At 73.8% G+C, this 20,264-nt stretch carries 13 protein-coding genes; 5 read left to right on the top strand and 8 right to left on the bottom strand.

All coding sequences use genetic code 11. The features are described 5' to 3' along the window. The first annotated feature begins 51 nt into the window (after positions 1-51). Positions 52-561: a hypothetical protein gene (locus OG447_RS23795; RefSeq protein WP_266939226.1), complete on the top strand. Its 510-nt coding sequence runs from the start codon at positions 52-54 to the stop codon at positions 559-561. A 21-nt stretch (positions 562-582) separates the two neighbouring features. Then, positions 583-1,170 (top strand): YceI family protein, encoded by a 588-nt coding sequence (locus tag OG447_RS23790; protein ID WP_266939225.1) that lies wholly within the window; start codon positions 583-585, stop codon positions 1,168-1,170. A gap of 29 nt (positions 1,171-1,199) precedes the next feature. On the opposite strand, the gene OG447_RS23785 is transcribed toward OG447_RS23790, so the two are convergent. Further along, positions 1,200-1,961 carry an ABC transporter ATP-binding protein gene (locus tag OG447_RS23785; protein ID WP_266939224.1) on the bottom strand — a complete coding sequence of 254 codons (762 nt, stop codon included), beginning with the start codon at positions 1,959-1,961 and terminating at the stop codon, positions 1,200-1,202. 196 nt (positions 1,962-2,157) lie between these two features. Here OG447_RS23785 and OG447_RS23780 point away from each other — a divergent pair, with 196 nt between their 5' ends. Genes OG447_RS23780 through OG447_RS23770 form a run of 3 tightly spaced genes read left to right on the top strand, consistent with a single transcriptional unit; the run spans position 2,158 to position 9,319 of the window. After that, positions 2,158-5,508 (top strand): ABC transporter permease, encoded by a 3,351-nt coding sequence (locus OG447_RS23780; RefSeq protein WP_266939223.1) that lies wholly within the window; start codon positions 2,158-2,160, stop codon positions 5,506-5,508. Next, a complete protein-coding gene (locus tag OG447_RS23775; RefSeq protein ID WP_266939222.1) occupies positions 5,505-8,366 on the top strand; it encodes a hypothetical protein in 2,862 nt (953 codons plus the stop codon). Before OG447_RS23780 ends, OG447_RS23775 begins: the two co-directional genes overlap by 4 nt. Before the next feature lie 26 nt (positions 8,367-8,392). Further along, on the top strand, positions 8,393-9,319 hold the full coding sequence (locus OG447_RS23770; protein WP_266940116.1) for an ABC transporter ATP-binding protein: 927 nt from the start codon (positions 8,393-8,395) through the stop codon (positions 9,317-9,319). A gap of 92 nt (positions 9,320-9,411) precedes the next feature. On the opposite strand, the gene katG is transcribed toward OG447_RS23770, so the two are convergent. The 7 genes from katG to OG447_RS23735 all read right to left on the bottom strand — a co-directional run bounded on the left by katG (position 9,412) and on the right by OG447_RS23735 (position 19,989). Beyond that, positions 9,412-11,601, bottom strand: coding sequence for a catalase/peroxidase HPI (gene katG / locus OG447_RS23765; protein WP_266939221.1), 2,190 nt, complete (start codon positions 11,599-11,601; stop codon positions 9,412-9,414). A 269-nt stretch (positions 11,602-11,870) separates the two neighbouring features. Beyond that, positions 11,871-13,433, bottom strand: coding sequence for a mucoidy inhibitor MuiA family protein (locus tag OG447_RS23760; protein WP_266939220.1), 1,563 nt, complete (start codon positions 13,431-13,433; stop codon positions 11,871-11,873). Positions 13,434-13,439: 6 nt separating this feature from the next. After that, positions 13,440-15,575 carry a DUF4139 domain-containing protein gene (locus OG447_RS23755; protein ID WP_266940115.1) on the bottom strand — a complete coding sequence of 712 codons (2,136 nt, stop codon included), beginning with the start codon at positions 15,573-15,575 and terminating at the stop codon, positions 13,440-13,442. A gap of 64 nt (positions 15,576-15,639) precedes the next feature. Beyond that, on the bottom strand, positions 15,640-17,385 hold the full coding sequence (locus tag OG447_RS23750; protein WP_266939218.1) for a serine/threonine-protein kinase: 1,746 nt from the start codon (positions 17,383-17,385) through the stop codon (positions 15,640-15,642). 83 nt (positions 17,386-17,468) lie between these two features. Next, on the bottom strand, positions 17,469-17,897 hold the full coding sequence (locus OG447_RS23745; protein WP_266939217.1) for a PRC-barrel domain-containing protein: 429 nt from the start codon (positions 17,895-17,897) through the stop codon (positions 17,469-17,471). Positions 17,898-18,109: 212 nt separating this feature from the next. Further along, complete coding sequence (locus OG447_RS23740) at positions 18,110-18,712, bottom strand: pyridoxamine 5'-phosphate oxidase family protein (RefSeq protein WP_266939216.1); 603 nt, start codon at positions 18,710-18,712, stop codon at positions 18,110-18,112. 35 nt (positions 18,713-18,747) lie between these two features. Further along, positions 18,748-19,989: a globin domain-containing protein gene (locus OG447_RS23735; protein WP_266939215.1), complete on the bottom strand. Its 1,242-nt coding sequence runs from the start codon at positions 19,987-19,989 to the stop codon at positions 18,748-18,750. Positions 19,990-20,264 lie beyond the last annotated feature (275 nt).

Genomic DNA, 20,264 nt, shown 5'->3' with positions numbered 1-20,264 from the left:
GTTCGAACGGATGGCAGGGTGGTAGGTGGGGTCGATGTTGGGAGGCTCGGTATGGGATCCGGTTCGGCTTGGCGTTCCACGGCGCGGCAACTTCCGCTCAGGCTCACGGTCGGCACGTCCTTCCTGAACTCCGGGCTCTCGAAACGCGGTGCGGACGAGGCCACCGCCGAGGGGCTGCATCAGTTCGCCGCCGCCACCTACCCGTTCCTGGGCAGGTGCGACGCCCGGAAGTTCGTCCGGCTGCTCTCCACCGGTGAGCTCGCCTTGGCCGCCGCGCTGCTCCTGCCGGTCGTCCCCGCCGCCGTCGCCGGTGTTGCGCTGACCGCGTTCTCGGTCGGCACCCTCGGGCTCTACCTGCGTACGCCGGGGATGCGGGAGGAAGGCAGCTTGCGCCCGACCGAGCAGGGAATCGCGCTGGCCAAGGACGTCTGGATGCTGGGCATCGGTGTCTCCCTCATCGTCGACGGCGTGAACGAACACCGGTTGACGCACCACGGGCACGTCGGCTCCCGCCACTGCCGTACGCGTTCCGGGACCTGCCGTCGGACCCATTCCGGTTGACGGGACGAGTCAGGTGCGCACATGGCCATGAACAGATGGTTCTTCGAGCCCGGTCATACCGCGGCGGAGTTCCGCGCCAGGCACATGATGGTCACCTACGTACGCGGGCAGCTCAAGAACGTGCAGGGCTTGCTGGAGGTCGATCCCGACAAGCCGGAGAAGGCGCGGGTGGAGGCGACGGTCGATGCGACCCAGGTGTACACCGGTCAGCCCGACCGCGACGCCCACCTCCGCAGTGCTGATTTCTTCGACGTCGAGCACCACCCGACGTGGACGTTCGCAGGGTCGCGCATTCACCAGGTGAGCGGAACCGAGTTCGAGGTCACCGGCGAGCTCACGGTGCGTGGCGTGACGCGCTCCGTGACCTTCGACGTCACCTACCTGGGACAGTGGGACACCCCCTGGTGGGAGGAGGGGCAGGACCTCGGGCCCAGGCGACGCGCCGGCTTCGTCGCCAAGACGCGTATCAACCGGCATGACTTCGGGGTGAGTTGGAACGACGTGATCGACCGCGGCGGAGTGGTCGTCAGCCCCATGGTCGATGTCATGGTCGACGTCGAGGCCGTCCTCGAGCCCGGTGGGACGGCCGCCGAGGACAGCACGGCCTGACGCGTACGCTCCTGGAGCAGGGCTCTCTCCTACGCGCCGGAGGCGGTCGGGTCGGCGGGCGTGCCGGGTCCGAGGACGCGGCCGTCGCGCAGTTCCACGACCCGGTCGGCGAGTTCGATCAGGTTGGGGTCGTGGGTGGCGACGAGGATGGTGACCGACTCGCTGCGCACCACCGCGCGCAGCAGTTCCATGATCGACCGGCCGGTCTCCGAGTCGAGCTGGCCCGTGGGTTCGTCCGCGATGATCAGGTCGGGGTCGTTGGCCAGGGCGCGGGCCACCGCGACGCGCTGCTGCTGGCCGCCGGAGAGTTCGCCGGGGCGCTGCCCGGCGTGGTCCGCGAGGCCGACCAGGGCGAGCAGGGTCCGGGCGCGTTCCTCGCGCTCCTTGGCGGGCACGCGTCGCAGGCGCATCGGTATGCCGACGTTCTCGGCGGCGGTGAGGACGGGGATCAGGCCGAAGGACTGGAAGACGAAGCCGATGCGGTCGCGGCGCAGGGCGAGCAGGCCCGGTTCGTCGAGGGCCGCCAGGTCGGTGCCGTCGAGGGCGATCCGGCCGCTGGTCGGGGTGTCGAGGCCGCCGACGAGGTTCAGCAGGGTGGTCTTGCCGGAGCCCGACCGGCCCCTGAGGGCGGTGAGTTCGCCGCGGCGAACCTCGAAGGACACACCGCGCAGGGCGTGGACGGCCTGCGCTCCGCTGCCGAAGCTGTGGCTCACGTCGTCCACCACCACGATGGGCGTGCCGCCGGCCTCCCGGGCCGCCGCGACCGCAGCCGTTCCCTGATGGTCCCTCATCGCATTTCCTCCCCCGTCGAGTTGTCCGCGCGGAGCGCCCGGACCCGCGTCCCGCACGTGCTGCCGCAGCAACTTCCTGATCGCATTTGCGCATCTGTCGCACCATTCACGCAAGCCCCTTCCCTCTATAGCCCACATCTGACAGCATCGTCCGCTATCCGGTACCGGGAGTCCGGGTGGGGGAGGAACTGCACACGTGCTCGGCTTCGTCGTGCGCCGACTGCGCGGGCGATGGCCGCTCGCCGTCGCCGTACTGCTCACCGTACTGATCACCGCAACCGCTCTGACCGCGCTGACGGCGTTCACCCGTGGCGTGGGGGAGGAGGGGCTTCGGCAGGCCCTGACCGGTCCGGAACAGCCCCGGACCACCGTCGTGATCACCAGCGGCCATCCCGCCTCCGCCCGCGCCGAGGACGACGAGTCCGTCCGGACCTTCGCGGACGAGGTGTTCGGGCGGCTCCCGGTCGCCTCCGAGAGCGTGGCCCACAGCCGTTCGTACGGACTCCCCGGCGCCGCCGCTTCCGGCCGCGACGCCGACCTGACCCTGCTCGCCGCACTCGGCCGGGAGCACGTACACCTGCTCGCCGGTCAGTGGCCCGGGCCGGTCGCCACCGGGTCCGGCGCCACGCCGGCACCGACGCAGGTGGCCGTGCCGCGCGCGGCGCTGGCACGGCTCGGCCTGGCCGAGTCCGCGCTGCCCGCACCGGTCCGGCTGGACGACCGGTTCGGCGGGCCCGCGCTGACCGTGCTGGTCACCGGCGTGTACCGGGCCGCCGATCCGGACGCCGGGTACTGGCGGCTCGACCCGCTCGGCGGCCGGGAGGTCCAGGCCGACACCTTCGCCACCTACGGCCCGCTCCTGGTGGACGACAGCGCCTTCACGACGGGCGGCCTCCTGCAGAACTACCGCCTCACGCTGCTGACCCCGGACCTGCGCACCATCCGCACGTCGGAGGCCGGGGCCGTCCGGACCGCGACGGACCCCGCGCGGAAAGCCCTCGAGCGCACCACCTCGCTCCGGTCCGCCACCGAACTGCCCACACTCCTGGCCGAGCTGGACTCCGGCCTGCTCGTCGCCCGGTCCACCCTGGTGGCGGGCGCGCTCCAGCTCGCGGTCCTCTCGACCGCCGCACTGCTCCTCGTCTCCCACATCCTGACGGTCCGCCAGGAGCCGGAGCGTGTCCTGCTCACCGCGCGCGGCGCCTCCCGCCGGCGCCTCGGCGCGCTGAGCGCGGCCGAGTCGCTGCTGCTCGCCCTGCCCGCGGCCGTCCTGGCACCGCTGCTCACACCACCCCTGCTGCGTCTGTTCAGCCGGTTCGGACCGCTCGGGCGGGTCCACCTGGAGATCCCGGACACCTGGCTGGTCTGGCCGGTCGCGGCCGGCTGCGCCCTGGCCTGTGTCCTGCTGACGACCCTGCCCTCCGCCCTGCGCGGCGCCTCGGCCGCCGTGCTGAGCCGCGTGGGCAGCAGGCAGGCCCTGGTGACGGGCGCCGCCCGATCCGGCCTGGACCTGGCCGTGGTGGTCCTCGCCGTCCTCGGCTACCAGCAGCTCGCGCAGTACGGGGGTGCGGACGCGCCCTTGCCCGACGCCCCCGCCGGCGGCGGGCTCGGCGTGGACCCGGTCCTGGTCGCCGCCCCGGCCCTGGCCCTGTGCGGGGGAACGCTGCTGGTCCTGCGGCTGCTGCCGTTCGCGGCGCGGGCCGGGGGACGGCTGGCGGCGCGCGGCCGGAGCCTGGGCCCGGCCCTGTTCGGCTGGCAGCTCGCCCGGCGGCCCGGCCGGGCCACCGGGCCCGTGCTGCTGCTCGTCCTCGCCGTCTCCAGCGGGATCCTGGCCCTCGGCCAGCAGACCGCCTGGTCCGCGTCCCAGCGCGACCAGGCCGACTTCGCGACGGCGGGCGGCCTGCGGATCTCCGGCAGCAGCATGACCCCGATGGGGCAGGGCGGCCGCTACGGGGCACTGCCGGGCGGGGACCGCCTGATACCGGTGGTCCGCCGGGCGCAGCAGCTGCCGGGCGGGGTCTCCGCCGACCTCGTCGCGCTGGACGCCGCCAAGGTGGCCGAACGGGTACCGCTGCGCGCGGACCTGCGCGGCGGCCACGGCATGCGGGAGCTGTTCGCCCCGCTCGCCGCCGCTGACCCGGACGCGCCGGAGCCCGGCGCCGCGGGAGCGGCCACCGGCCCCGCTGTCGCCCTGCCCGGCTCCCCCCGCCGGATCGACCTCGACGTGAGCGTACGGCCCGCCGGGACGAGCTGGACAGCCGTGAGCCTGCTGCTGCGCGACCGGTTCGGGGCGGTCCACGGGACCCCGTCGGTCACCCTGCCCACCAGCGGCGACGCCACGCTCCCGTTCCCGCTGGACACACTGACCGGTGCCCCCGTCGGTTCGGCCGCGGGCCCGCTGACGCTGGCGGGGATACGCCTCTCGTACGCCGGGGGCGGCGGCCCCGCAGGCGGTGGCCCCGCAGGCGGCGGCCCCGGGGGCGGCAGCCCCGCAGGCGGCGGCGCCGAACTGACCGTGCGCCGGATCGCCGTCTCCGACACCCCGGACGGCAGTCCCGTCACGGCCGCCGCGCCCGGCCCCGCGGGCACCGGCGGCTGGCGGTCATCGCCCCCGCAGGGGCCCCGCTCCCTGCGAGCCCCCGAACTGCCCCCGGTCCCGGCCGACTCCACGGATGTGCTGCGGGTGCGCTACTGGGGCGGGGCCGATACCGCCAAGGGCGTCAGCGCCGTACTGTTCCCGGCACCCGCCGCGCCGCCCGCCGCCGCGGTCCCGGCGGTCGCCACCACCCACTACCTGCGGTCCCTGGGCGCCTCCGTGGGAGACACGGTCCCCGTCACCCTCGACGGCGCGACCGTCCCGACGCGGATCACCGCCGCCGTCGACTCCCTCCCCGTGGCCGGACGGACGGCGCTCGCCGTCGACCTGCGCACGCTCGGCCGGTTCCTGGTGGAGTCGGCCGGCCATCAGCCGGCCCCGCCCACCGAGTGGTGGCTGCCCGCCGCCTCGGCCGCCGACCCGATCCCGGCCCGCGCGGCGGCCGAGCTCCGCCAAGGGGCCAGGACCGAACGCGTACAACTGCGCGAGGAGGTGACCGCGCGCCTGCTGGACGACCCGCTGAGCGCCGGCCCGCAGAGCGCCCTGGCCGCCCTCGCCGCCGCCTGCGCGGTCCTCGCGGCCATCGGCTTCGCGACCTCCACCGCCGCCGAACGGCGCGTGCGCGGCAGGGAGTTCTCGGTCCTGCTCGCGCTCGGCACCCCGCGCCGGTCGCTGGCCGGGGCCTCCGCCGCCGAGGGCGGGGTGCTGATCGCCATCGGAACCGCGGTCGGGACCGGGCTGGGTGTCGCCCTCGTCCATCTGATGGCGCCCCTGGTCGTGCTGACACCCGCCGCCGGGCGGCCGTTCCCGCACGTACGGGTGGACATGCCGTTCTGGCAGACCCTGCTGACGGTCGCCGCCATCGCCGCCGTTCCCCTGCTGTCGGCCGCGCTCAGCGGCCCCCGGGGCCGCGACATCGCCGCCCGGCTGCGCCCCGTGGAGGAGATGTGACCACCCCGCCGCCGTCCGCCACCCCGCGACCCGGGCGCAAGTCCGGGGTGCGGCCCGCGCCATGGGTCAGGACCCGGCTGCGGGCGGCGCCGCTGGGCACCGTACTCGGCGCCGCGCTGGCGTTCGTCGCCGTCCTGCTGGCCGCCGCGCTGCCACGGGCCCAGGACCGGGGCGCCGACCAGGCCCTGAGGTCCTTGCTGCACCGCAGCGGGCCGAGCAGCACCAGCCTGCTGGCGAGCGCGCCGGCCGCGGTGGCCGGGGAGAGCCCCCAGTCCCTGGACACCACGCTGACCAGCCTGCTCGCCCGTACCGGACCCGCCTTCCGCGTAGACCCCGACACGGTGGTCCACGGCACGCGCACCACCAAGCGGCAGCCGCTGACGAATCCGGAACTGTCCCGCCCGTCCGGCCTTCCGCCCAGAATGTCCCTGCTGTACGTCCGCCAGGCGCAGGCGCACGTGAAGCTGGCGGAGGGACGCTGGCCGAGCGCCGCACCCCCCGCCCCCCAGGGCGCCGGCGCGGACATGCCGCCCCTCCAGGTCGCCCTCTCGCAGCGCGCCGCCGAAACCCTCGGCGCCCGCCTCGGATCCGTCCTCAAGAGCACGCCCCTGTTCGACGACGCACCGTCCGTGGAGGTCGTCGGCCTCTACACGGTCCCCGACGAGAGCGAGGACTTCTGGGGGTGGGCGGACCTGGGGTGTCTCGCCCGCGCCTGCGAGCACTACAACGGGGAGAACCTCTCCTGGGACGTCGACGCCCTGATCGGAGCCGGGGACCTCGACCGGATCTACACCTGGGGCCGCACCGCCGAGAACTTCTGGTGGCTCCCGGTGGACGTCGGCGGCCTGCGGGCCGACCGCCTCGACACCACGGCGGAGGAGATCGCCTCGTTCGTCGCCGGGCCCACCGCCGCCACCCTCGCCCGCGAGACCAACCGCGAGCGGCTACGCACCATCTCATGGCTGCCCGAGCTGTTCGAGCAGGCCCGCGACCGCAGACAGGCCGCGGCGCCGCTCGCCGCGATCGGACCGGCCGGGGTCGGCGGGGTCGCCCTCGTCGTCCTGGTCCTGGCCGGCGCGCTCGCCGGGGACCGCCGGGAAGCCGAACTGCGGCTGCTGCTGGCGCGGGGCGGCTCGCGCGCCGGCATCTTCGGCCGCCTCCTCGGGGAGGGCGCCGTCACGGTGCTCCCCGCGGCCGCCGCCGCCACCGCGCTCGCCGTCCTGCTGCTGCCCACACCCCGGCTCGCACCCGCGCTGCTCTCGGCCGCGGCCGTCGCACTGCTCGCGCTGCTGGCCTTCCCCGTACGGGCGGCCGTACTGCTGTCCCCGCCGCGCCCCGCCGCGCGGTGGCGCAGGCTCATGGCCGAGCTGCTCGTCCTCACCGCCACGGGCGCCGCCGTGCTGGAGGTCCGCCGCCGCGGGGTCGCCCCGGCCGGCAGCGACTTGGACCCCCTGCTGATCGCGGCCCCGCTGCTGCTCGCGTTGTGCGGGGGGCTGCTGCTGGCCCGGCTCCAGCCGGTGCTGACCGGCTGGCTCGCACGGGCGGCCGGCCGCCGCTCCGGGCTGGTCGGCTTCCTGGGGCTCGCGCGGGCCGCCCGCGGCTCGGGGACTGCCGGGACCCGCGCCGGCGGCCGGACCGGTCCCTCCGTCCTGCCGACGGTCGCGCTGCTCCTCGCCATCACCACCGGGGGCTTCGGGGCCGCCGTCCTGGAGTCGGTGGACTCCTCCCGGCTGGCGGTGGCCCGGCTGACGGTCGGGGGCGACGCGGCGATCTCCGCGTCCGGGAAATCGACGCTCCCGGACGGGCTCGCGAAGGCCGCCGGCGAGCTGCCGGGCGTACGGACCTCCGTACCGCTGTGGGTCGACCACGACTCCTCCCTCCTCGGTACCGCCCAGCGCTCCACCCAGATCACCGTGGTCGTCGCCGAGCCGGCCGCGTACGCGGAGCTGTCCCGCACCCTCGGCTGCGGCTCCTTCGACCCCGCCCTGCTCGCCGGAGGCGGCGCGGGGACCGCCGACGCCCCGGTCCCCGCGCTGTTCAGCGCCCCCTTGGCGGAGCAGGCCGGGCCGGGCACGTACGTACTGCGGCCCGGCGACGGTACGGAGCTGCGGGCACGGGTCGCCGGTGTGATCGACTGCACCCCGGCCCATCCGGCTCCCGGCGCCGCGACCGTCGTCCTGCCGGCGGGCCCCGCGACGGCCCTCATCGGCGGCGCCGGCCAGCCGAACCGGTGGTTCGGGCTCGGCCCCGTCGACGGAGACCGGCTGCGCGCGCTGGTCCGGGCCGCCCTCCCGGCGGCGGCAGCGGCTCCGGCCCCGGCGCCCGCGGCGGGGCAGGGTCCGGCTCCCCGGGCGAACCCGGCCGACGAGGTGTACCCCGTGTCCACCAGCGCCGAGGCCGTCGCCGAGCTGGGCGCCGATCCGCTCCAGCGGTCGGCACAGCGCCTCTTCTGGGCCTGCGTGGCCGCAGCCGCCGGTTTCGCACTGCTCGCCGTACTGCTGACGCTGATGCGGACCGTCCCCGAACGCGCGGCGCTGCTGGCCCGGCTGCGCACCATGGGGCTGCGCCGCCGGCAGGGCGTCACGCTGATCCTCGCCGAGACCCTGCCGCAGACCCTGGCCGCGGCGCTGGGCGGGGCGCTGGTGGCGGCGGCCGCGGTGGCGTTGCTGGGCCCGGCGATAGACCTGTCCACGCTGGTCGGCGTGAGGGTGCCGACCGGAGTACGGCTCACGGCGGGGCCCGTACTGACCCAGGCCCTGGGCCTGGCCGCCCTGGTCGCCGCGGCCGTGCTCGTCGAGGCGGCGACATCCGGGCGACGGCAGATCACCACCGAGTTGAGAGCGGGAGACCAGAGTTGAACAGCGACCAGCCGACGTACGAGGAGCTGCGCCGCCGGGCGACGGCCGCCGCCGAGCCCCGTACCCCGGACGCGGACGCCGCGATCGCCTGCGACCGCCTGGTCCGGATCTTCAGTACGGACGGCATCGAGGTGCAGGCCCTCCAGGGGCTGGAGCTGACGGTCTCCCAGGGCGACCTGGTGGCCCTAGTAGGCGCCTCCGGCAGCGGCAAGTCCACCCTCCTGAACATCCTGGCGGGCCTGGACGTCCCGACGGCGGGCAGCGCGGCGGTCGCCGGCTACGACCTGCTGGAACTGTCGGCGCGGGACCGGCTGCGCTACCGGCGCGAAGCGGTCGGGTTCGTCTTCCAGCAGACGGCGCGCAACCTGCTGCCGTTCCTGACGGCCGCTCAGAACGTTGCCCTGCCGATGCAGTTGGCGGGAGGCGGCGGCCGGCGTGCTGCGGGCGCACGCCGCTCCGCCCGGGTCGCGGAGATCCTGGACGCCCTCGGGATCGGCGACCTGGCGCACCGGCGCCCGGCGCAACTGTCCGGCGGCCAGCAGCAGCGCGTCGCGATCGCCGTGGCGATGGCGAACGACCCCAAGGTGCTGCTGGCCGACGAACCCACGGGCGAACTGGACTCGGAGACGGCCGCCGCGGTCTTCGAGACCTTCCGTACGGTGAACAAGGAGCTCGGCGTGACGGTGGTCATCGTGACGCACGACCCCATGGTGGCGGGCGAGGTCCGCCGCACCGTGGCGATCCGCGACGGGCGCACCAGCAGCGAGGTCCTGCGCCGCCTGGTCACCGACGAGCACGGCGAGGAATCGATCAGCGAACGCGAGTACGTCGTCCTGGACCGCTCCGGGCGCGTCCAGCTCCCCCCGAAGTTCCTGGAGGCCCTGGGCATGGAGCACCGCGTGGCGGTCGACCTGGCCCCGGACCACATCGAACTGCGCCCCGACCGCAGCTAGTTCTGTGACCGGAAGGTCCACCGGATCCGGCCGGATCCCGCCGACGTCCCCGCCGGCCGACGGCGGCCGGCCGGGACGTCGGGGCACCGGGCTCAGGCGAGGTCGAACCGGTCGAGGTTCATCACCTTGGCCCACGCCGCCACGAAGTCACGTACGAACTTCTCTCCCGCGTCCTGCGAGGCGTAGACCTCCGAGACGGCCCGGAGCTGGGAGTGCGAACCGAAGACGAGGTCGACGGCGGTGGCGGTCCACTTGACCTCGCCCGTGGCGCGGTCCCGGCCCTCGAACACGTTCTCGGTCGAGGCAGACGGCTTCCACTCCGTACCCATGTCGAGCAGGTTGACGAAGAAGTCGTTGGTCAGGGTCTCCGGCCGGTGGGTGAGCACCCCGTGTGAGGAACCCTTGAAGCCGGCGTTCAGGGCCCGCATGCCGCCGGTCAGGACCGTCATCTCGGGTGCCGTCAGGGTCAGCAGGCTGGCGCGGTCCAGCAGGAGCGTCTCCGGCGACAGCTTCTCTCCCGCCCGGAGGTAGTTGCGGAACCCGTCCGCCCTGGGTTCGAGCACGGCGAACGACTCCACGTCGGTCTGCTCCTGCGAGGCGTCCGTGCGCCCCGGTACGAACGGCACCCTGATGTCGTGCCCGGCGTTCTTCGCGGCCTGCTCGACGGCCGCACAGCCGCCCAGGACGATCAGGTCAGCGAGCGAAACCTTTCTTCCGTCGGCCGACGAGGAGTTGAAGTCCTGCTGGATCCGCTGGAGGCTCTGCACCGCCTCGGCCACCTCGGGCAGGTCGTTGGCCTCCCAGTCCCGCTGCGGCGCGAGCCGGATCCGTGCCCCGTTGGCCCCGCCGCGCTTGTCGGTGCCGCGGAAGCTCGCCGCCGACGCCCAGGCGGTCGTGACCAGTTGGGGGATGGACAGTCCCGAGGCGAGGATGCTGCCCTTGAGGGCGGCGATGTCCCCGCCCGACACCAGCTCGTGATCGACCCCGGGTACGGGGTCCTGCCACAGCTGCGGCTCGGGAATCCACGGGCCGAGGTAACGCGAGAGGGGGCCCATGTCGCGGTGCAACAGCTTGTACCACGCCTTGGCGAACGCCTCCGCGAGCTGGTCCGGGTTCTCGTGGAAGCGCTTGGCGATCGGCCCGTAGACCGGGTCCAGCTTCAGCGAGAGGTCCGTCGTCAGCATCATGGGAGCATGCCTCTTCGACGGGTCGTGAGCGTCGGGCACGGTGCCCTGGGCCGAGGGATCCTTCGGAGTCCACTGCTGCGCACCGGCCGGGCTCGTCGTCAGCTCCCAGTCGTACCGGAACAGGTTGTCCAGGTACCCGTTGTCCCACTTCGTCGGCTCGGTGGTCCACGCGCCCTCGAGCCCACTGGTGAGCGCGTCGACGCCCTTGCCGCTGCCGCACGAGTTCGTCCAGCCGATCCCCTGCTGCTCGATGGGGCCGGCCTCGGGTTCCGGGCCGATGTACGAGGGATCCACCGCACCATGGCACTTGCCGAACGTGTGGCCGCCGATGATGAGCGCGGCCGTCTCCTCGTCGTTCATCGCCATGCGCGCGAACGTCTCACGAATGTCCCGGGCGGCGGCGATCGGGTCCGGATTTCCGTTGGGGCCTTCCGGATTGACGTAGATCAGCCCCATCTGCACGGCGCCGAAAGGACCGGTGAGTTCCCTGTCGCCGCTGTAGCGTTCGTCTCCGAGCCAGGTGTCCTCCGGTCCCCAGAAGATTTCCTCGGGTTCCCAGATGTCCTCTCGCCCGAAGCCGAACCCGAAGGTCTTGAACCCCATGGAATCCATCGCACAGTTGCCGGCGAATACCAGAAGGTCGGCCCAGGAGATCTTCCGGCCGTACTTCTGCTTGACCGGCCAGAGCAGACGGCGCGCCTTGTCGAGGCTCGCGTTGTCCGGCCAGCTGTTGAGGGGCGCGAAGCGCTGGGCGCCGGAGCCGCCACCACCCCGGCCGTCCTCGATGCGGTACGTCCCCGCGGCATGCCAGCTCATCCGGATGAAGAGCGGCCCGTAGTGGCCGTAGTCGGCAGGCCACCACTCCTGCGACGCCGTCATCAACTCGAAGACGTCCTGCTTCAGCGCGTCGAGATCGAGGGTCGCGAACTCTTCCGCGTAGTCGAAGTCCTCACCCATCGGATCGGACTGAGGCGAGTGCTGGTGCAGAACCTGAAGGTCCAGCTGATTCGGCCACCAGTCCCGGTTCGACCGGGGGCGAGTCGGCGTAGGAGTCGGGGAGGGGATTACAGGGTTCTCGCTTTCGCTGCCGGACACGTCCGTCCTTCTTCCTGTCTCGGTGTTTCCCTCTGTCGGCTGATTGCTCTTGACGCTGTCTGCTTTCCGAGTCGAGAGCGTGTATCGGCGTCCGTATGGTCGCGCACCGCAGACCGCACCGCTACGAGAACACGCAGGGCACCCCCGCATAACAATCAGTAAAGTGAAAAATCGTTCTGGGTCCGGGCGCACCGATAGGCGCCCCTCCCGGCCCCGCAAAGGTGAGCCGATTGGGCTCAGAGCCCGGAGAGCTGCTCAGTGCTCAATGCTCAGAGCCCGGCGACCTTCGCGCTCGCCGACAGCTCGTACACCAGGGTGACCGTGCGGCGGCCGCCGGGCGGCAGGGTGATGTCCCAGCGGACGATGCCTTCGGCGTCGACCACCTCGGGCGCCGGGGAGCAGGCGTCCTTGCGCAGGCGTACCTCCACCGCCGAGACCTCGGACACCGGGATCCGCTCCCGCAGGACGACCACCCGGTCGTCGTGCTCCCCGGGGGCTGAGAACCGGGACAGGTGCAGCCGGACCGTGCGGGTGACCACGGTCCGCTGCATGATCCCGGCGGATTCGCGGGACTCCTGGGCCTCCCGGACCACCCCGTGGTCGTCGCAGCTGCCGAAGGCGAGCTCGACGGGGGCGCCGGGGGCGGTGAAGTCCAGCGTGCCCCGGCCGCTGAACCCGCTGCCGCGGACCAGGTCCACAGGCCCGGCGAGCAGCGCGTGACCGGACAGGTTGTCGAACCGGACCACCTGGGTGACCAGCGGCGACACCTCGGGTGCGCAGGCGTACTCGCTGCTCGCGGCCGTGGTGGACACGGAGAGCGGCACCCGGTGGGCGCGGCCGTCCCCGCGCACGGAGACCGGCGCGGGGGAGGTCAGCACGCGCGCCTCGCCGCCGTCGTCCACCCCCGGAAGGCCGAGTACCGGCGCCGGGCCGAGGGTCCCGATCTCCTCCTCGCGCAGCTCTACGTCGACCGTCCGGCGCTCCGCCGCGGAGCGGTCCTTGAGCGTCAGCCGGTCCTCGCCCAGCCGGGGCGGATCGGTGGCCAGCGCCGAGCGCGCGGTCGACAAGGTCAGCCGTACGTCCGACCAGTCCTCGCCGGTCCGCTGCCAGACCATCGCGTCGGTCTCCAGCGTCAGGGCGTCCCCGTCGAGCACGGCCCGGTAGGCGGGCCGCCACAGCGCGCACGGGGTGAGGTGGCTCAGGCGCAGCTCGGCCGGCCCGGCGGCCGCGGCCTCCACGGTCAGCTCGATGTGGCCGATCAGCTCGGCGGGCTCGTCCTCCGACAGCGACATGGCCCGCTGGCTTTCCCCGAGTTCGGCGGCGAGGGCGGCCAGCCGGGCCTGCACCGTGCGGAGTTGCTCACCGTACGTGTCGCGCTCGCCGTCCACCCGGTCCAGTTCGAGGGCCCAGCGGGTCCGATCGGGCTCCCCGCAGCCGGCGCCTTCGCCGATGTCCCGCAGCAGATCGGCGGCGAGGCGGCCGAGCAGGTCAAGGCGGGCGTTGAGCCGGTCGCGTCGCTGCTCCAGGGCCAGTTGCTCCTCTTCGAGGGCGTGCACGCGGTGGCGCAGGGCGGAGTCGTCCTCGGCGGACGGCAGCGGCCCGCGCGGCGTCCAGCTGCGGACGATCCGCACGTCGAGCACGGTCGCGGGGGAAGCGGCGGTCAGCTCGGCATGGAGGGTCCGGTCGACGGCCAGGGCGCTGACCGGCCCGAGACGCAGCCGCTGGACCCCCGCCTCCAGGTCGAGTACGGCGGTGCGCTCGACGTGGGCGCGGTCCTCCAGGCAGGTGACGGCGGTGACGGGGAGGGCGATCGGCTTCGGGGCCGTGGACATGGCGGGTCAGCTCCTGCGGTTGCCGTCGACCAGGGCCTTGCCGGTCGGGATGCGGATCTCGTAGCCGCCGTCGAGGGCGGCGGTGGCGCCTGCGGGCAGGTCCAGCCGCCAGACACGGGTGCCCGGGGCATGGTGCTCGGGCCCCGCGCCTTCCTCGGGTGCCGTCCAGTCGGCCCGTTCCTCGATCCGGACGTCCGGTTCGGAGGTGACCGGCACCCGCTCGCGGACCTCGACGGTGACGGGCCGCGCGAGCCGGTTGGCCAGCTCCACGTGGACGCGGTGGTCGAGCACGGTGGTGTTGTTGCGCAGGCCCGAGGTCGACTCGCGCAGGTTCGTACGGCGGGTGACCCGGATGCCCTCGGCGGGCCCGAGCCCCACCCGGCGGACACCGCCGGGCGCGAGCGTGGGCAGGGCTGCGGTCAGCAGGAACTCGTCGTCGACGGTGACCTCCACCGGGCCGGCCAGCAGCGCCTGGTCGGTGGCGTTGGAGAGCACCAACGTCGCGTACACGGTCTGCTCCACGGACGGCACGCAGAGGTACTCGGTGCGCAGGCCGACCGGGATCTCGCCAACGGTGACGGTGTGCCAGGTGCCGTCCGACGGAATGTCGGCGCGGGCCGTGGCATCGAAGCGGTGGTCGAACGATCCGGCCGACTCGCGGGGCCGCACGGCCTGTCCGGGCAGCGGCAGCCCGGCCACCGCTTCGGCGCGACGGCGGTACTCGGCCGCCACCGGGTCGAAGGGGGAGTCGGGGAACAGCCGGCCCCGGCGACCGCCCTGCTCGTCGGGGCCGCACAGGACGAGGGCGGCGTAGTCCAGCTCGGCGCCGCTCGGCTGCGGCGGACCCGTTACCGGCGGCGGAGGGGGCGGCGGCGCAGCCCGGCCGGGAGCCGCAGGGGCCATGGGGACGGGGGCCCCGGCGGCGGGGGCCCCGGCGAAGCCGCCGGCGCCGGTACGCGGCCTGGCGCCCGGTCGTGAGGGGACGGCCTGCGTGACGCCGGACATCCCGCTGCCGAAGACCTCCGTGGAGCGGCCGTCCGCGCCGCCGGGCATCAGGAACGCGGGCGGCGGACCGCCGTAGGCCTGCGCCGGCGGCGGCGGGGGAGGCGGCGGAACGGGGCCGCCCACGGCGGCCACGGGAGCGGGGCGGGCAGCGCCGACGGCAGGTGCGGCGGTCGCCGCGGACGCGGCAGGTCCGGGGCCGGCTGCCTCGTACCCGGCGAACAGGTCGGCGAGCCCCGCGGGCGGCTCGCGCCAGCCGGAAGGCGCGGGGGCGGGCTGACGGCGTCCGATCCGGATCGAGCGGAGCTTCGGCAGGTCGGTGCGGCGCCGAAGGTCGGCGGTGGCCAGGGCGATGCGCACCCCGGTCCAGTCCTCGCCGGTCCGCTGGGCGACCGAGGCGCGCAGCACCAGACGGCCGCTGCCGTCGCCCTGACGGTGCGTGAGCCGATAGGCCGGCACCCAGACGGCGCCCGGCACCCCGTACTCCAGCTCCACCTCCACCTCGGTCTCCGCCTCAGCGGAACCCGTGCCGGTGCCGGTGCCGTCGAGGGTCAGGACCGCGCAGACCGTGGTGTCCACGTGCGCTGACGGTGCGTCGGTGGAGGCGCGGGCGAGCCGGTCGGCGGCGACGGTGAGCTCGTGCTCGACTTCGCGCAGTGCCTCCTCCAGCCCGACGAGGCGGGTGTGCAGTCCGGTCAGCCGCTCGTCGACGAAACCGGAGAGCTCCAGCCACGCGTCGACCGGGGTGCGGCGGTGCGGGTCCTCGCGCCTGCGGGCGGGTGGGACCGGGCGGAGCGCCCTGACTTCCTCGATCAGGCTCAGCTGTCGGTCCCGTCGGCCCTGCGCCGCCGCGTAGGCGTCCCGCAGCCGCTCGACCTCGCGCCGCAACGCGTCGGGCGTGCCCGCGCCGCGCGGCTCGGCCTCGACTTCCACCCGGGCCTCGGTGACGCGTACCCCGGGGGAGCCCAGGACCCGGGCCCGCAGCGAGCCCGGGTCCAGCGAGCGGGGCAGTCCCGTCACCCGCACCCGGCCGTCGGGCGGCACGCTGCCCCGGGCCAGGCGGCGGCAGACCGCGCCCTGTGCGTACACCACGACCGAATCGAGGGTCGCCGCCCACCTGTGTGCTGTCTCCGCCGTCATGCGCTCCGCCCCCGCCGCGTCCATGCTGAGCGAAGCCTACGCCCGAGCCGGCCGGCCGGGTCGCTCACCCCTTCTTCTGCGGATCCTCGGCGTTGCGCCAGATGGTCAGGTCGAGGGTGATGTACTTGCTCGGATCGTTCGCACCCGACTTGCCGCGGTACGTCGCCACCGCGATGTGTCCGGCATCGCTCAGGACACAGAGCTGCGAGCCGTCGCTGAGCTGGTCGAGGCGGATCGACTCGCTGTAACGGGTCTCCGAGCGGCAGGTGTCCAGAGAACCCTGCTGCCCGCTCTGCAGCAGCACCAGCTTGCCGTTGCCCGTGCCGATCTCGTCGCGCTCCACCACATTGAGCACGCGCGGCTGGTAGAACACGTCCCCCTTGCTGCTGAAGCCGGGGTTGCCGTCCTTGCTCGTCGGACGCGGCGGGTTGTCGGCCAGCATCACGAAGTAGTTCTCGGTCAGGTCGATGCCCTTGTACTCGGCGGGCTGGGGGTCCGGCCGCTTCCCGCCCGACGCTCCACCTGAGCTGCCGGCGGTGGGCTGCTTCGCGTTGTCCTTGCCCGAGCCGTCCTTGCCCGAGCCGTCCGGCAGGAGCGCGTTGATGACGGCCAGCCCGATCACCGCTGCCGCCACCGCGCCGGCGATGACCAGGCCGCGGTTCTTCTTCCGCCGCGGTGGTGGCGGCGGTGCCCAGTTCTGCTGCCCGCTGACGACAGGCGGCGGGGCGGGCGGGAAACCGGGGCCGGCCGGCGCCGTCCCCGGCCTGCCCGGCGCGGTCTGCGTGGGCGCGGACGCCGGCCCGAAGCCGGTCGGTGCGTACGGGTCGACCCCACCGGGCGGCGGCGGTTGCGGGGAGTACGCGGTGGGAGTCGGCAGGGCGGGCGGCGGCGTGCGGACGGGTTCCGGGAGGTGCTGGCGGGCGGTGAGGGACCCGGCCAGCGTCTGCGGCAGCCAGTCCCCGCCCTGCCGCAGCGGGTCGGTGGAGAGGCCGTGGCACAGATCGATGACCTCGGTCAGGGCGGGCCGCTCGGCCGGCTCGCGGCTGAGGCACCGGGCGACCAGCGGCCGCAGCTCGGAGGGCAGCCGGCTGAGGTCGGGCTCCTCGTGGACGATCCGGTACAGCACGGCGTGGGAAGGGCCGCCGCCGTAGGCAGGCGCCCCGATCGCCGCGTAGGCCGCGATCTGGCCGAGGGCGAAGATGTCGGTGGCGGGCGTCACGGTACCGCCCGCCGCCTGCTCGGGCGCCATGAAGGACGGCGTGCCCACGCTGACGCCGGTGCCGGTGAGGGCCGTGTTGTCGGCGGCGCGGGCAATGCCGAAGTCGATGACGCGCGGACCGTCCGGGGCGAGCAGGACGTTGGCGGGCTTCAGGTCGCGGTGCACGATGCCCGCGGCGTGGATGACGTGCAGGGCCTCGGCGGCCCCGACGGTCAGCAGGAGCACGCTGCGCAGCGGCAGCGCGCCGTACGTCGAAACCGCTTCGGCGAGCGAGGGCCCGGGTACGTAGGCGGTGGCGAGCCAGGGCCGCGCACCGTCGGTGTCGAAGTCGATGACCGGCGCCGTGTACAGGCCCTGCACCCGCTGGGCGGATTGCACTTCCCGCTGGAAACGGCGCCGGAACTCGGGATCCTGACTGAACTCGGACCGGATCACCTTCAGCGCGACGGGGCGACCGCCCGGCGTGAACGACAGGTACACCTTGCCCATGCCGCCCGCGCCCAGGACCGCCGCCAGCCGGTACCCGCCCACCACGGCGGGGTCATCGTCCCCCAACGGCTGGAAGGGCTCCCCAGACGGTGCACCGCTCATGTCGACTCATCCCCTGTTTACGGCAGTTGGGCCCGACCGCTGCCCCCGCCCCGAATGCCGCGGAGAGCCTACCCTCCTGCCGGTCACCTGTCCGTGCCGCGGCCCTCCCCGTCGTCGACGTACGTTCCGGTGGCGATGCCGGGGGCGTCGACGGAGGTGCGGTGGACCTTCCCGTCGCCGTCCCCGTCGGAGTCGCCCAGGCCGTAGTGCCGGTAGAGCCTGCGCTCCTCCTCGATGTCCATGTGCTCGTCGGCGTCGACGCGAGGGGCGTCCTTGACGGCGTTCCCGGTGTGCGGGATGTGCAGGGCCTGGCCGTCGCTGCGGGCACCGGCGAGCGGGACGAACGACGCCTTCGTCCCGAACCAGCCCGTTCTGACGGTGACCCACTCGGGCAGGCCCGTCGTGTCGTCGAGGTAGACCCGACCGATGGTTCCGATCTTTTCCCCGTCGGCGTCGTAGACGATCAGGTTCATCAGCTGCTCGGCGGTCAGGAAGCCGTTGCCAGTGCTCATTCGGTGCATCCTCCCGTGCGGTACGGCGCGCGGCGACGCGCGGCGGCCTTGAGGTCCCGCGCCCACCCTGTGCCCCTCCACACCGCACCCGGATCGACGCCGCGGCAACCGCTCGGGACCGCCTCGGCAGGCGACCGGACGGCCGCGCGCCCCTGGTACCGCCACGTCACGCCGAGAGGATTTCTGGCTGCCGCTTGCTCCGAACGAGGGGTTCAGCCCGGCGTGCCGAGCCCGGTGAAGTAGTCCGAGTCCTTGGGGCGCGCGGCGTCATGGCCGCCGGGACGGGGGGCCGGCTCCAGGTGGGGTATGTACTTGGAGCAGTGGATGTACGCCTCTTCGACGCTCAGGCGGACCCACATCTCCGGGCCGCGCCCGGGCGCGAGGCCGGTGGGCAGGCCGGGGTGGCGGGAGCGCAGGCCCGCGTCGGTGTAGAGCTGGGCCACGCCGTTGACGTGAAGTCCGACGTGGTCGTGGGTGAAGTCCACGAACAGCAGGCCGAGGTGGGGGTTCTCGGTGATGTTGCCCGCGCTGGCGACGACCCCGTTCCCGCGGAATTCGGGGTAGGCGAGCGAGTGGTCGTCGATCACGTGGACGAATCCCGGCGGCCCGGCGCGGAAGCTGGAGTCGCAGTTTCCGTGGGAGTCGGCAGTCGCCAGGAAGAGCATGGTCTGGCGGCCGATGAACTCCCGCATCTCGGGGGTGAGACAGGGGCGTACCTGCTGGTCGTAGAAGCGGGCGGCACGCTCGGCGGTACCCAGTTGCTGCTGCAGCCGGTGTTCACCGGCTGATCCGAAGCGCGGCGGGGGCAAGGTCACGGGTGTTCTCCTGGCAGGACGGGCAAGCGCGTGGCTCAGGGAAGGGACAGGACGGGCGTCTCGAACGGGTCGTGATGGATGCGGTCGGGCGAGGTGCCGCCGAGCGTGAGCGTCTCGGTGGCGGAGACGACCATCTGGGCGGGGCCACTGAGGTAGACGTCGTGCTGGTACCACGGTCCGTACTCGGCCAGCACCTCCGGCAGGGACCCCCGGATCCCGGGGATGTACTCGTGGGAGACCGCGCCCCTGATGGCCAGCCAGTGGTGCCGCTGGGCCATCCGGAGCATGTCGTCGACCCCGTACAGCTCGGCGCCGGTGCGGGCGCCGAGGAACAGGTCCACCTGGTGGTGCCCGCCGCGCCGGGCCACCTCTTCGACGAGGGCCCGGATCGGGGCGAGGCCGGTGCCGCCGGCCACGCAGAGCAGGTCCCGGTGGACGGCGGCGTCCAGCACCATGTCTCCCAGCGGGGCTCCCAGGCGGACCACGTCGCCCACCACGGCGCGGTGCACCAGGGCCTCGCTCACCGAGCCGCCGGCCACGGCACGCACGTGGAAGGTGAGGGTGCCGTCCTCGCGGGGCGCGTTGGCGGGGGAGTAGTAGCGCCAGTGCTTCGGCCACCACGGGGTCTCGACGCTGACGTACTGGCCCGCGGCGTACTCGTAGGGCAGGTGGGGGCGTACGGTGACCTCGGCGATGCCGTTTCCGCGCGAGACGCGGTGCACCACCGTGGCGGGCCACACGGCGGGCCGTACCGCCTCGTCCTCTTCGGCGGCACTGATCATGACCTCGGCGACCACGCCGTACGCCTTGGTCCAGGCAGCGGCGATGTCCGCGGTCCACGCGGGGCCGGCGTAACGGGCGAGCGAGGCGAGGAGGCATTCGCCCACGGCCGGGAAGTGCGCGCTGAGCGTGCCGAACTTGCGGTGGTCGCGCCCGAGGTGTCCGCAGAAGCGGACCAGGCTCGCAGGGTCGTCGACCAGGTCCACGATGCGCAGCAGCGCGCGCAGCAGACGGCCGCGCTGGGAGTCCATCCCCGGCGGGAACATGGGGCGGACCTCGGGATAGCGGGCGAAGAGGATCGCGTAGAAGTAGACCGTCATCTCCGCGGCCAGCGGCTCGACCACCGAGACGGAGGCGCGTATGAGGTCGATCTCGTGGGCCGACAAGGGCGCCTCGGCGACCTCGGGTTCAACGGTATGCGCGGCCGGCGTGGGCGCCGGATCCCGCGGGGTAGGGACGTCGGAGGTGTTGCCGGGGCGGTTGATCCTGAATCTCAAGGGACCAGCGCTCCTCCGTCCGTTATTCGAGATGGCCTGCCCGCGGCGGACGGCGGGACGGCGCCGCTCAGGGAGCCGGGGCGCCGAAGCGCCCCACGGGCGGCGTGCTCACCGGACCGTCGGCTCGGGGCAGAGGTGATCGGGGCGTCGGACGTGGCGGTCATGAATCCTCATCGGGGGTCGGGAGCGCCGAAACGGATCAAACGGTTCCGGACGCTACATGACCGTGCGAGTACTCAGAAGTAGCAACGGGGCCTGAACGTCACGCACCTGCC

This window comes from Streptomyces sp. NBC_01408, from assembly GCF_026340255.1.
In the GTDB taxonomy this organism is placed as follows: domain Bacteria; phylum Actinomycetota; class Actinomycetes; order Streptomycetales; family Streptomycetaceae; genus Streptomyces.
This window is presented reverse-complemented; position numbering and strand designations above follow the sequence as displayed.